Source organism: Streptomyces sp. NPDC059010 (assembly GCF_042740355.1).
Lineage (GTDB): Bacteria > Actinomycetota > Actinomycetes > Streptomycetales > Streptomycetaceae > Streptomyces.
This window is the reverse complement of the sequence record NZ_JBHYJA010000042.1, coordinates 56968-69419: the sequence shown is the minus strand read 5'-3', so window position 1 is coordinate 69419 and position 12452 is coordinate 56968. Positions and strand designations below refer to the sequence as shown.

The 12452-nt window shown below is 69.8% G+C and carries 14 protein-coding genes and 1 pseudogene; 4 read left to right on the top strand and 11 right to left on the bottom strand.

The genetic code is table 11. The features are described 5' to 3' along the window. Positions 1-485: 485 nt before the first annotated feature. Both ACFWYS_RS35190 and ACFWYS_RS35185 read right to left on the bottom strand, forming a co-directional pair. Positions 486-920 (bottom strand): chromate resistance protein ChrB domain-containing protein, encoded by a 435-nt coding sequence (locus ACFWYS_RS35190; RefSeq protein WP_384777736.1) that lies wholly within the window; start codon positions 918-920, stop codon positions 486-488. Next, positions 917-1435, bottom strand: a complete 519-nt coding sequence (locus ACFWYS_RS35185; RefSeq protein WP_384777733.1) for a Chromate resistance protein ChrB — start codon at positions 1433-1435, stop codon at positions 917-919. Before ACFWYS_RS35185 ends, ACFWYS_RS35190 begins: the two co-directional genes overlap by 4 nt. A 291-nt stretch (positions 1436-1726) precedes the next feature. Here ACFWYS_RS35185 and chrA point away from each other — a divergent pair, with 291 nt between their 5' ends. After that, positions 1727-3148: a chromate efflux transporter gene (gene chrA, locus ACFWYS_RS35180; protein WP_384777730.1), complete on the top strand. Its 1422-nt coding sequence runs from the start codon at positions 1727-1729 to the stop codon at positions 3146-3148. Between the two features lie 2 nt (positions 3149-3150). On the opposite strand, the gene ACFWYS_RS35175 is transcribed toward chrA, so the two are convergent. Then, a complete protein-coding gene (locus ACFWYS_RS35175) occupies positions 3151-3285 on the bottom strand; it encodes a hypothetical protein (RefSeq protein ID WP_384777727.1) in 135 nt (44 codons plus the stop codon). A gap of 185 nt (positions 3286-3470) precedes the next feature. On the opposite strand from ACFWYS_RS35175, the pseudogene ACFWYS_RS35170 reads away from it, so the two are divergent. Continuing rightward, a pseudogene (locus tag ACFWYS_RS35170) lies at positions 3471-3947 on the top strand (hypothetical protein); the annotation flags it as partial. Positions 3948-3953: 6 nt separating this feature from the next. Here the strand turns inward: ACFWYS_RS35170 and ACFWYS_RS35165 are convergent. The 4 genes from ACFWYS_RS35165 to ACFWYS_RS35150 form a co-directional block, all read right to left on the bottom strand. Next, positions 3954-4862 carry a trypsin-like peptidase domain-containing protein gene (locus ACFWYS_RS35165; protein WP_384777724.1) on the bottom strand — a complete coding sequence of 303 codons (909 nt, stop codon included), beginning with the start codon at positions 4860-4862 and terminating at the stop codon, positions 3954-3956. 199 nt (positions 4863-5061) lie between these two features. Further along, positions 5062-5343, bottom strand: coding sequence for a hypothetical protein (locus ACFWYS_RS35160; protein WP_384777721.1), 282 nt, complete (start codon positions 5341-5343; stop codon positions 5062-5064). Positions 5344-5448: 105 nt separating this feature from the next. Next, the gene (locus ACFWYS_RS35155; protein WP_384777718.1) at positions 5449-5790 is read right to left on the bottom strand and encodes a hypothetical protein; all 342 of its coding nucleotides are present in this window, start codon (positions 5788-5790) and stop codon (positions 5449-5451) included. A 118-nt stretch (positions 5791-5908) separates the two neighbouring features. Further along, positions 5909-6040 carry a hypothetical protein gene (locus ACFWYS_RS35150; RefSeq protein ID WP_384777715.1) on the bottom strand — a complete coding sequence of 44 codons (132 nt, stop codon included), beginning with the start codon at positions 6038-6040 and terminating at the stop codon, positions 5909-5911. Positions 6041-6325: 285 nt separating this feature from the next. Here ACFWYS_RS35150 and ACFWYS_RS35145 point away from each other — a divergent pair, with 285 nt between their 5' ends. Continuing rightward, positions 6326-7255 (top strand): hypothetical protein, encoded by a 930-nt coding sequence (locus ACFWYS_RS35145; protein WP_384777712.1) that lies wholly within the window; start codon positions 6326-6328, stop codon positions 7253-7255. Between the two features lie 264 nt (positions 7256-7519). On the opposite strand, the gene ACFWYS_RS35140 is transcribed toward ACFWYS_RS35145, so the two are convergent. Together ACFWYS_RS35140 and ACFWYS_RS35135 are read right to left on the bottom strand one after the other, a co-directional pair. Further along, complete coding sequence (locus ACFWYS_RS35140) at positions 7520-8239, bottom strand: helix-turn-helix transcriptional regulator (RefSeq protein ID WP_384777709.1); 720 nt, start codon at positions 8237-8239, stop codon at positions 7520-7522. A 15-nt stretch (positions 8240-8254) separates the two neighbouring features. Then, on the bottom strand, positions 8255-9187 hold the full coding sequence (locus ACFWYS_RS35135) for an alpha/beta hydrolase (protein ID WP_384777706.1): 933 nt from the start codon (positions 9185-9187) through the stop codon (positions 8255-8257). Between the two features lie 201 nt (positions 9188-9388). On the opposite strand from ACFWYS_RS35135, the gene ACFWYS_RS35130 reads away from it, so the two are divergent. Beyond that, complete coding sequence (locus ACFWYS_RS35130) at positions 9389-10282, top strand: IS982 family transposase (protein WP_384777703.1); 894 nt, start codon at positions 9389-9391, stop codon at positions 10280-10282. Positions 10283-10551: 269 nt separating this feature from the next. Here ACFWYS_RS35130 and ACFWYS_RS35125 read toward each other — a convergent pair whose 3' ends face one another. Then, complete coding sequence (locus tag ACFWYS_RS35125; RefSeq protein ID WP_384777700.1) at positions 10552-11214, bottom strand: response regulator; 663 nt, start codon at positions 11212-11214, stop codon at positions 10552-10554. Next, complete coding sequence (locus ACFWYS_RS35120) at positions 11189-12361, bottom strand: sensor histidine kinase (protein ID WP_384777697.1); 1173 nt, start codon at positions 12359-12361, stop codon at positions 11189-11191. The genes ACFWYS_RS35125 and ACFWYS_RS35120 overlap by 26 nt, the downstream gene beginning before the upstream one ends. Between the last annotated feature and the right edge of the window lie 91 nt (positions 12362-12452).

Here is a 12452-nt window from a genome sequence, read left to right as displayed (position 1 = left end):
ATACGGGAAGACTCAGGGGACCGCGACGCAGCCGAAGCCATGTATCAGCGGGCCATCGCCATCGACAACGGATGGTCCGTGTGGCTGCTCGTCCGTCAACAGGGAGAACGCCGGGGACCACGCATGGGCCGAAGCCCTCGCTCGGCGGGCAGCCGATGCCGGCAACCCCACAGCCCTCGTGCAACTCGCCCAACTGCGCCAACCCGAGAACCCCGACAGCGGCGGAAACCCTCTATCAGCAGGCTGCGGACGCCGGTGCCCCACAAGCGCTGACCGCCCTGGCCCGGATACGCGAGAGGGCCGGGGACCACGAGTCAGCCGAGGGCGGCTGCCGGGTCGGCGAACTCACCTTGTCGGCCCGTCTGGTCCGTTCCACCGGCCCCGGCATGCTCATCCTGGCCGACCGTGAGTTCCTCGGCGTCCCGCTCTGCTCCGTAGAGGATTTGTCCCCAGCCGATCATGGCAGGGCCTTTCGTCGGTGTGGGTCAGGCGGGTTCGCGGCCCAGGAGGGTCGCGCGGTGGTAGTACTCGTACAGGCCGTCGAAGACGGGCTTGGTGATGGTCATGGTGTGCTCGTCGTCGCCGATCATGGACAGGCCGCGCAGGACGACGTCGAGGCCGGGGGCTTCGGGGGCGTCAAAGCGTTCGTCGTCCAGGTCGGCTTCGTGGATGATCTCGGCGACGCGCTGGAGGGCCGGGTCGACGGTGAGGTCGTAGCGGCGCAGGATGGTCTCGAAGCTGCAGTCGCCGTGGTGGTGGCCGAGGTCGGCGCCGCGCATGTCGAACGCCGTGGCGTCGTCGGGGACCTGGGCGGGGTCGGTGACGAACACAAAGGTGGCGTCGGGGTCGATGAAGCGGCGGATCAGCCAGGCGCAGGCGGCGCGGTCGATGTGGATGCCGGCGCGGGTGGCCCACTTCATGCGTTCTCCTCGGTGGGGTCGTGGGTGGGGTGCAGGGCGTTGACGGCTGTTTCGGCGGCGCGTCGCGCGGGTGGGGGGAAGTAGTCGCGGCGGTGGATGCGGCGCAGTTCGGCACGGAGGCGTCGCAGGGCGCGTCGGCGCTCGTCCTCGTCGAGCGTGCGGGCCTGTTCGGCCTGGGCTGTGACCTGCTGGTATTCGGTTGTCCGGGCTTCGGCCATGCTCTGGGCGAGATGGCGTTCCTGGGTGGTGCTGCCGGGCTGGGCGAGCCATACGGTGGCGGTGCCGCCGAAGCCTTCGATCTCCTCGGCGATCCAGTCGATGTGCTCGCGGGTGCGGGCGTCGGCGGGCAGGGCGATCAGGCCGTCGCTGATCTGGGCGACGCCAAGCCGCTTGAGCTTGCGCCAGACAGTGATGCGCGGGGTGGACGGCTCGCGGGGCAGCCGGTACGAGAGCAGCACCCACTGCCCCACACCATCAGCGGGCATGGGCTGTTGCGGAAGGCTGCGTTCGCTCACCCGTGCGTGCTCCTGTGTCCTTCAGCGTGCCGTGTCACGTGGATCGTCCTTCCTCGCCGTCGGCTGCGCCGCCGGCCGGTCGCGGGCGGTGTCATGAAGTCTTCATGATCCTCACCGGAAGGCGCCCTTCCCTCAGCCGCCTGAAGTGATGTAACCATGGTTACATCATCTGGTGGAGGTGTGGCCGGTGCCGGAGGCGACATTCTCCGGCGCGGGCCCGTCCCCGGTTCGTGCTGTGGGGCTCCGCCGGATGATGCCGCCCTTGCCGCTCGCGACCGGACGGAGATCCCGGTGACCGCCGCCGATCACTCCTCGCTGCCCGCACCCGAGACAGCCCCGCCCGGGCAGGACCCATCCCGGGACGGTGATCTCATACCGTTCCGGCAGGCGGTGAAGACCTGGTCTGCCATCTCGCTGCAGACGTTCGGCGGGCCTGCCGGGCAGATCGCGGTGATGCAGCGCACCCTTGTCGAGGACAAGCGGTGGATCGGGCAGCAGCGGTTCAACCACGCCCTGTCCTACTGCATGCTGCTGCCCGGCCCCGAAGCCCAGCAGCTCGCCATCTACATCGGCTGGCTGCTGAACGGCACCCGCGGCGGCCTGGCCGCCGGCACCCTGTTCGTGCTCCCCGGCGTCGTGGCGCTGCTGGCCCTGTCGGCCATCTACGTCGGCTTCGGCACGACGGCCGCGGTCACCGGACTGTTCGCCGGGCTCGCACCGGCGGTGGTGGCGATCGTCGCGCAGGCCGTGTGGCGGGTCGGGCGCCGCTCCCTGACCCACCCCGCGCTGATCGCCCTCGCGGTGGCCTCCTTCGCGGCGCTCGCCCTGTTCGCGGTGGCGTTCCCCGTGGTCATCGCCGCCGGGGCCGTCGTCGGGTGGCTGCTGGCCCGCCTCGCCCCGCACACCCTCAAGCCGCCCACCGCGCACGCGGCCGAGGACGGGCCCGCCCCGCTGATCCCCGACGATGCCCTCCACCACGAGTCTCCCGGCCGCCGCCGGGCGTTGCGGATCCTGCTGGCCGGCCTGCTGCTGTGGGCCGTGCCGGTCGCCGCGGTCGCCGTCCTGACCGGCGCGGGCAGCGTGTTCACCACCCAGGGCCTGTTCTTCTCCGGCACGGCGCTGGTCACCTTCGGCGGCGCCTACGCCGTCCTCGCCTACGTCGCCCAGCAGGCCGTCCAGCACTACGGCTGGCTCAGCGCCGGCGAGATGGTCCGCGGCCTGGCCCTCGCCGAGACCACACCAGGACCGCTGATCATGGTCGTGCAGTTCGTCGCGTTCCTCGGCGCCTACCGCGACCCCGGCGCCCTCAACCCGTGGGCCGCCGCCCTGCTCGGCGCGCTGCTGACCACCTGGGTGACCTTCGTGCCCTGCTTCGTGTTCATCTTCCTCGGCGCCCCCTATATCGAGCGCCTGCGCGGTAACCGCTCCGTCTCGGCCGCCCTGACCGGCATCACCGCCGCCGTGGTCGGCGTCATCGCCAACCTCGCCCTGTACTTCGCCGAACACACCCTCTTCACCGCCGTCGACACCGTCACCGCCGGACCGCTGCAGGTGGCCGTACCGGACCTGTCGACCCTGCGGCCGACCGCGCTCGCGACCGCCGTGGTGGCCGTGGTGCTGATCTTCAAGGTGCGCTGGAGCGTCCTGCGCACCCTGGGCGTCAGCGCCGCCCTCGGACTGAGCGCCGCCCTGGCCGGTGTGCCCGGCATCTGACCTCAGGCTCCCAACCGCGGCAGCTGCCCCGGCACCAGGTCCTCGCACAGACGCAGGAACCGGACCGGGTGCCGGTGGCGGCCCTCGTCGATGGCGGTGTCGGCCTGGAACTCGAACAGGGAACTGAACTCCCGCATGAACGGGGTCACTTCGCGCGGCTGGCCAGGTCTCGGCGGGTGAAGTGCACCCGCCAGCCCGTGATCGACATGACGCTGGACGACAGCCCGTGGGCAGCTCAACAGCGCATCACCGAAAGTCGATGGCCACCGGACCGTGCTGTGGCGGACCGAGGACGGCGTCCGGACTGTAGTCGCGCACCGGCCGTGACGTCACCGCGCTCTGGATGGACCTGGCCGTGGCCGCCATGCGCTTGCCGCCCGGCGTGATTCTGGACGGCGAGGCCGTCGTGTACGTCGCCGACGCCGACGGCACCGCGCACATAGCTTCGCCGCGGCGCAGTCCCGTGCGCTGTCCCGCCCCCGCAGCGAGGGAGCTCGCCGACCAGCACCCGGCGACGTACGTAGCGTTCGACGTCCTGGCCCAGGCCGCAGCGGGCTTCCCCGACCTGCGTCCGCGCCCGTACTCGGAGCGCCGCCAGGTCCTCCTGGACGTGCTCGCCGACGTCGGCCCGCCGATCGAGCCAGTGTGGTCGATCACCGACCGCAGCGAGGCCCTGCTCTGGTACACGGCGTGCGAAGGGACGGGCGTGGAGGCGAGCGTGGCGAAGCCGCTCAGGTCGGCGTATGCGGCGGGCCGGTTCTGGTCGAAGGTCCGGAACCTGCAACAATCCACTCAGTGACGGTGCTCAGTACTCGTCTTCGTGGAGGGGCACTTCCTCCTGGAGTAGCGGCTCTCCGTCCTCGTAGTCGTCAAATCGTTGAAGAAGTATTGCGCCCATTCCCTTGAGTAGGCGGCCGAGGACGGTCGATTTAGCGAAGTATGTCAGGGCGCCTTCAGCCGTCCCCCCGATCCTGACGTGACCGCGATTGACACCTACCAGGCGCAGCTCGCGGGGGCCCTTCCGCTCATTTTCGTCCCACGTGGAAAACGAGTCCTTACTCCTTGGTAGCAAAGCGAATACAGGGGAGCCCGACATGCCGCCCCAACTGAAGGAGTGGCACAGTACACACTCCGGAAATTCCGCCGTACCGATCGCCGCCGACTCGCGAGGGTCAGAGGCGATTGTTCCGCTCACAAGGATGGGGCGTGGCGCGGTGGTCTGATCGATGCTTGGGTAGCCGGGTGTGATGACCTGGGCTCCGACGTGCAGTCGGTTGTCGAAGTCGGCCGCGTCTGCAAGGCCGAAGCAAAGCTGGGTGAGCTCGGGGCACCCTCCGGCAATTTCGGCGGCGTCCAAGTCGATGGCTGCGATATCCGCATAATCGGGAGCAAAGATCGGCTCCGGCGAGGAGATGGTGAATTGGACAGGCTGAGCTTTCCCCACCGGGCGCGTGCGCCATGTAGGCTGACGAAAACCCTTGATCTCCAACCGGTCCACTTTCTTGCTCGTGAGCCTGATGTAGTCAGGGTCGAGTATGTGGCGGTTGGTGATGAGGATCCCCTTGTGTTGGTCGTTACCGAACAGGTTCCGCTGCACCACGAACCCTGTCCCGGAACCGACCGTCTTCGACGGCGCCCCGTCTCGCTCGTATGTGTGCACGGTCAGCCACAGTGATGAGTACAGATGACTCGCGTTGATTGCTCCATCCCACATGGCCTGGAGTCTGTCAGCTGCCTCGGCCCCTGAGTGCCTCAATGGCACGAGCCGTGGCGGCTCCCGACGCAGCTAGAGGCGGCCAGCGCCTACTCCCTCACATCAGTCAGTTCCGTCCCAGCAGGGCGTTTGCGTACGATCAGCACGCCAGGCGTCAGCGGAGTACCGCAGCTTTCGAATACCGACGCTTCACCAGTGGTCAGATCAGGTTCAGCTTCAGATTCAGCTTGTCCAGGAAGCTCGCCGCGAAGGAGACGTCGCCGGTCACCTGAGTCACTTCACGCCACGGAATCCGGGTGGTCGACCAGGCCAGGAAGTCCAAGGTTGACGAAGTCACCACAGCCGCAGGGGATGGAGCGGTGCTGTTGTCGTCAACGGCGATGGCATCCGCGACGCGGTGGACGACGACGCTCGTCGATGCCGGTCCTGTCAGATCGAGGCCGACGGGTGCGTGAAGCGAGCGATACAGGGTGGACTGCATCTTCGGGATTCCGCCCATGAGCCAATCGACAGCGGGCGCCAATCCGTCGCCGGGCCCGCGCCTCCTCCCCCGGTCCGGGCGGGCGTTCACGAAGGCCGGCGACGTCTACACGCCCGCCGCCGGCGATGCGGTGGTGGTGGAGGTCGTGGCAGGGACGACCCGGCACACGATCGTCCCCGTGGTGCGGCCGCGCTGACCCGTGGCGACGTCGGTCTGCGGTCCGGAAACCATTTGGCCCAGGACGGGCAGGAAGTACCGGCTCCTGGCGTAGCCGCGGGTCAGGGTCCGCAAGTGAGCCAGCCGTTCGGCTCCGGTCGCCATTGCGTCGAATCCGGTGCCCACGCCCTCGGGCATGAGCCAGTTCATCCTGAGTTCGCCGCCGCCGTGGTCGTGGCGGGTGTACTCCGGAGGCGCCTGCAGACCGAGGCTGAGCGCGCGGGTGGTCACGTAGCTCTCGTGCTGGGCGACGGCCGGGTACGAGGGGGAAGTCGGCCAGTGCCTCGCGGGTGCCGGTGTCGATGACCCGGTCGGGGAGGTCGCACACGGGGACGTTCAGCAGGGTGTGCTAGTGCGTGCCGGCGCCGACGTCGTCCCCGACCGTGTAGAGCGGGGTGAGCCGGTCGCTGGTGGTGAGCGGGTAGTGGAGGGTCGGCGGCAGCAGGTCCCAGACGTCTTCCAGGCGCAGCGGGTCCGCCACAGCGGTGAGTCGGGTACCTGGCTGGCCTTCACGAAGCTGCCCTGGGTGCCGGGCGGGCCGGTGCGGATCTCGATGCCCGGGGAGGGCAGGTGGAACCCCGTGGTCTTGATCCCGTGGGTGCCGAGGCGCCGGTCCTCGACCTTGAGGGACCAGGCGGCGGCCGTGATGGAGGAGATACGCCGGTAGCTGACTCGCGGAAAGCAACTTCCGCGCCGAAACCCTCGTCTGCCAGTGGGAACGGGAGAGGACCGGATCCCGCCGACCCCTACATGAACGGAGCTTTCGGTGCTCATAGGACTGCTCACCGCCGTGGCAGCATCGATCTGTTACGGCACGGGCTCCGTCCTGCAGGCCGTCGGATCACGGAAGTCAGCCCGCCGGGAGGCCGATACGGGCAGCGTGACCCAGCACGGCGGCCCGAGCCTGTCGTCCACCGCGAAGGCGGCGATGACCTGGGAGTTCATCGTCGGGACCATCCTGGACTTCGTCGGCTTCGGGCTCGGCGCACTGGCGGCGCGCCTCCTGCCGCTGTTCCTGTCGCAGACCGTGATCAGCGCCAACTTGGTGATCACGGCGGTGCTGAGCATCAAGCTCCTGGGCATCCGGCTCAACCGCGCCGAGTGGACCTCGATCGCCGTGGTCTGCTCCGCGCTGGTGCTGCTGGCGACGGCGGCGGGCCCGGAAGGCAGCGGCGACACCCCGATCTCCACCCACTGGTGGCTGCTGGGGATCTCGCTGCTCCTGGTCGTGGGCGGCACCGTGGCCGTACGCCTGCTGGGGGCGCGCGCCGCGATCCTGGCCGGCCTGCTGTCCGGGCTGGGCTTCGGCGCCCTCGGTGTCGGGGTCCGGGTGCTGAACGGCATCGACCCGTTCGACCTGGGAGCGCTGCTCGGCGACCCGGCGCTCTACGAGATCCTGGTGGCCGGCATCGGCGGCATGTACCTGCACACGGTCGCCCTGCAGATCGGCTCGGTCAACGGTGCCACTGCCGCGCTGGTCGTCGGCGAGACCGTCCTGCCGGGCATGATCGGCGTGCTGTGGCTCGGTGATGCCTCCCGTCCCGGCTTCGCCTGGGTGGCGGTCACCGGGTTCGTGCTCGCCGTATCGGGCGCGGTGGCAGTGGCCTGGTTCGGGTCTGCGGAGGGGCACGGCAGCGGCCCTGCAGCGGTGCCTGTGACACCCGCCGAGGACGCCCGGACGTCCGCGGGGGTCTGACCTGGCACCAGATACGCACCGCAGGGCCTGGGGCGCCCTGCGGGCCCGCCCGGATCTCGCCCCGGCGCACCGCAACGTAGTCCCGGACCACGCCCGTAAGAGATGGCGCGGGACTGATACTCCTCAAGTAGCCGGCCGAAGACGCGTTCCGCGGTGTGCCGTTGCTTGCGCGGCGTGTCCAGATCAGTCCGCAGCAGCTGTGAGAACCCCGACACCACCGGCTGGTCCAGCCGGCCCGCTCCCCTAGATGAGTAGTTCCGATTGTCATGGCGGGGGTATGAGTGAGGCCAGCGCGGTGGGCTGCACCGCGCTGGCGGCGGCCGAGCCGAGCAGCAGGCCGGCCAGGTCATGGGGTCGCGCCTGCTCACCGGTCGGAGCCGCCGCGGTGATTCGGTCCAGTCGGAAGCCCCGACCGGCCTGCCGCGTGCGGCACCAGGCGATGAGGTACCACTTGCCGTCGGCGGTGAGCAGTCCGGCCGGTTCGACGGCGCGGTCGCTCTCCCGCCCGGCCGCGTCGACGTAGGACAGCCGCAGCACTGTGCTGTCGGTGAGAGCCTGCTCCACCGCGGTCCGGACCGACTCCGCGGTCCGCGTCGGCAGCGCGACGATCCGGGCGGCGAGTTCCTGGACCGCCGTCGAGGCGGGGCCGGTCATCGAGGCCGCGATCTTCTGGGACGCGGTACGGACCGCGCCGGCGTAGGGGGTGGAGGCGTCGGCGACGGCGAGCGCGGCGACCAGCGCCGCGGCCTCTTCAGCGGTGAAGCGGATCGGCGGGAGGGTCATCGCCGGGTCGATCGACCAGCCGCCGCCCCGCCCGGTGGTGGTGCGCACTGGGGCGCCCGCCTCCATCAGAGCTTGGAGATCGCGCTGCACCGTGCGCGTGCTCACCTCGAACCGTGCGGCGAGCGCGGCGACCGTCAACGATCGCGGCGCCGCCGCGCGCAACTCTTCCACCAGTGCGTAGAGCCGAGGTGTGCGGTTCATGGGGCGACGCTATCGTCACGCGCCGGTCAGGAAGTCCCGCTCCCGCTGCTGTTCGCGTGCGGTGATGGTCAACGGGAAGAGAGTGAAGCCGTGCATCGCGCCCGCGACGACGCTGAGTTGCACGGGCGCCCCGGCTGCCTGCCACCGCTGGGCCAGGAAGAGCGAGTCGTCCAGCAGCGGGTCTTGAGTGCCGACGACGATCCGGGCGGGCGGCAGGCCGGTCAGATCGGCGTACAGCGGCGAGACCTCGGGGTCGCGGCGCTCCTCCGGCCCCATTCCCGGTGTGAAGAGCTCGTAGCTTCCCCGCACCGAGTCGGAGTTGCTCAGCAGCCGCCGGGAGCCGAACATCCGCTGGCTCGGTGTCATCGACAGGTCGTACGGGCCGAAGGCCAGGTGGGCCGCATGGAACGCGCCGGTGATGCCGTGCCGGTCGCGAAGCCGCAGCAGGGTCAGGACGCTCAGGTGTGCACCGGCCGACTCGCCACCGATCAGCAGCCGCCCAGTACCGAACTCGGCCTCGGCGCGGTCCACCAGCCACCGGGCGGCCGCTTCGCAGTCGTCGGGTCCGGCGGGGAACGGATGCTCCGGTGCCAGGCGGTAGTCCACGCTCATCACGGCCAGCCGAGCTTCCACGGCAAGCCGCAACAGCTTCTCGTCCTGCCCGTCCGCAGAGCCGAACGCCCAGCCACCGCCGTGTATGTGCAGGTACACGCCGTCGACGTGATCCGGCACGAACGCCCGGACCTTCACCCCGCCCGCGACGACGCGGTCCTGGCCCTGCGGCAGTTGCACGGGGGGCGTGTCGCCACCGAGCCGGTTGCGCCGCAGAAGCGCCAGCACGTCTGCATTCGGCGCTTGCCCACGAGATGGACGGCTTGCGGCAGCAGCCTCGAACTGGGCGTTGAATGTCAGGGTCTCGGCGAGGCAGTCCTCATCTGTGATCGTCATGCGTCGACTGTCACAGCTGTCTGCGACAACAGCCTGTCACCCTTTCCTCGTGACCTGCATCACACCCTTCTCCCGCTACCCGCCTGAAGTCCTGACCGCCCACCGCCATGAGCGTGCCCGCGCCCGCAGCGAAAGGGCATCTGCTGGCGCGACGGAACACTCGCCGCTCGCTAACGCAACGAGGGTGTCCAAGATCAGTTTGTGACGACCGACCTGAACACCCTCTTGACCGCGCTCTGTGTGAAGATCGACGGCGAGATCGGAGGAACCCGGTGCATTGGCCGACCGCCCCGACTCAGCAACTCCGAACTCGTCTGCCTGGCGGTGGCCCAGTCGGTCCTGGGCTTCCGCTCCGAGGCCCGCTGGCTGAGGTTCGCTCAGGCGCACCTCGGTTCGATGTTCCCCCACCTGCCTCAACGCCCGGGCTATAACAAGCGGTTGCGGGCGGCTCTGCCGTTGGTCAAACGGGTGATACGGCTGCTGGCCGCGGATACGGCCTTCTGGTTCGACAACGTGTGGATCGCCGACTCCACCCCGGTGGAGTCCGGCCGGTCCAGGCCGACGGCCAGACGGTCCAACCTGGTCGGCTGGGCCGGATACGGCTACTGCGCCTCCCACTCCCGGTTCTTCTGGGGCTTGCGGCTGTACCTGGTCTGCACCCCGGCCGGGATGCCCGTCACCTGGGCGCCGGCCGCCCCGAAGATCGACGAACGCGAGGTGCTGGCGGCCATGTTCGACCGCGAACCCCACCTGTCCGCCGTCCGCAGCAGCCTGCTGCCGATCTGCGACAAGGGCTTCGCTTCCAAGGAGTTCGAGGCCGATCTCGCCAGACAGGGCATCGAGCTGCTGCGTCCGTCCTTCAAACGCGAGCGGCGGCGCCGGGGAGAACCACAGCTCAAGGCCGTGCGGCAGCTCATCGAGTCGGTCAACGACACCCTCAAAGGCCAGCTCGACCTGGAGCAACACGGAGGCCGCACCTTCGAGGGGGTCGCGATACGGGTGGCCCAGCGCATCCTCGCGATGGCCGCAGCGATCTGGCACAACCACAAGACCAGCGCACCGATCACACGCTCGCTCATCGCTTTCGACCACTGATCACTTCGGAACTACTCGTCCAGGGCGCGTATCTAGCCGTGATCATCGGGTGGTCCTGGTGAGGTCTTTGAACCAGATCATCGAGGCGTGCAGGTGGAGACTGGCGAGGTAGCTGTCGGGAGTCTTGTCGTGTCGGGTGTCTCACCGTCCCAGTTCCGGCCTCCTGGTATGTCACGCTCTGGGGCGGGTGAGGCACGTGGAGCCGACGTGAGCCGGCCGGTGCACTGATGTCCGGGCGGGGGCTCATGGGACATGGCCCGGCAACCGGTTCAGGTTCCGGGGAGGATACGGCGCGTTTCGTAGGCCCACATCGCGATCTCGACCCGGTTGCGGGCGCCGAGTTTGGCCATCAGGCTGGCCAGATGCGTCTTCACCGTGCTGAGGCTGATGTGCAGTGCATCGGCGATCTCGGTGTTGGTCAGCCCGCGAGCGACGGCGAGGAGCACCTGCTCCTCGCGGGCGGTGACGGGGGCGACCGGCTGGGCCGCGGGCCGGCCGGCGGGCAGGTCCGCGAATGCCTGGAGCAGACGGACGGTGACGCTGGGCGCGATGAGCGCCTCACCGTCGGACGCCGACCGTACGGCCTGGGCCAGAAGGTCTGGTCCCGTGTCCTTGAGGAGGAATCCGCGGGCGCCGGCACGCAGCGCGCCGTAGACGTACTCGTCGAGGTCGAAAGTGGTGATGACGACCACGGCCAGCGGGTCGGCGACGCCCGGGCCGGCGACCAGCCGGGTGGCCTCAAGCCCGTCGATCACGGGCATGCGGATGTCGAACAGGCAGACGTCGGGGCGCAGTTCGCGGGCCAGACCTACCGCTTCCTGTCCGTCGGCGGCCTCGCCGACCACCTCGATGCCGGGCTGGGCGTTCAGCATGATCCGCAACCCGGTGCGGATGATCGTCTGGTCGTCAGCGACGAGGACGCGAATGGACACCGCTCTCGCTCCTCGCTCTCGGCAGTTCGGCTTCGACATGCCAGCCCCGGTCGGTACCCGGGCCGGCTCGTAGTGTGCCGCCGAGCAGGGTCGCGCGCTCGCGCAGTCCGGTAAGTCCGTATCCGTCGCGACCCCGGCCGGTGCGCCGGCCGTTGTCGCGCACGCTCACCCGTACCATGTGCCGTTCCGCTGCGACCCGAACGACGAGCTCGGTCGCGTCGACCGCATGGCGCAGCGCGTTGGTCACCGACTCCTGCACGATCCGGTAGACGGCCGCGTCCACGGCCGGGGGCAGCGCGTCCAGTTCGCCGTCGAGCCCCAGGTCGACCCTGAGGCGACCACCCGGGGTGCGCACCAGACGCTCCAGATCCGCGACTCCGGCAGGGGGCGCCAGCTCGGCGCCGACCCCGCGGTCGCGCAGCGCGGCGACCATGGCGCGCATCTCCTCCAGCGTGCGCGCCCCTTCCTCCTCGACCTCCTCCAACGCCTTGACGGCGGCGGACGGGTCGGCGCCCGCGAGCACCCCGCCCGCCTGGGCGATGATCACCATGGCCGACACGTGGTGGGCCACCGTGTCGTGCAGTTCCCGGGCGAGCTGCTCGCGCTCGCGGGAGCGCACCTGCTCCACCTGCCGCTCGCGAGCGGTCACCCAGAACCGCACGGCAGCCCCGAACACGCCGGGCAGCAGCAGGAAGACCAAGCCCACGACGTTCTCGACGACCGGCGTCTCGTCCGTGACGGAACACAGCACGCCGGCCGTGAGGATCACCGCGCCGCCCAGCACGATCTCGCGTCCCGATCCCCACCGGGGCAGCGCGTACACCAGCACGAGCACGACCACGCCGGTGTACAGGCCGACGGGCTCGCGCGGTGCCGCAATCAGCGAGGCCACCTGAAGCAGAATCACCGAGCCGAACGCCAGCGTGACCATCGCCAGGGGGCGGGTCCGGCGCCACAGGGGCAGCACGCACAGCCATACGGCGAACACCACCGCCACCGGCCGCCACACGACGTTCTCGCGCAGGGTGGCCTCCAGCACCACACCGCCCAGGCCCGCGGCGAGCAGCATCCAGTCCCGCCGCACCCGGGCGGGCGCGTCGGGCGGACGGGGTTCGGTCCACAGGGTTCGCAGGTCTTCTCGCAGCACGGTTCTCAGCCTAGGGACCGCGGCGTGCCGCGCATCGGCCGAAAGGACGGTTCGTCACTCCACCCCGGGGCCGACGGATCCGCGGCCCGCG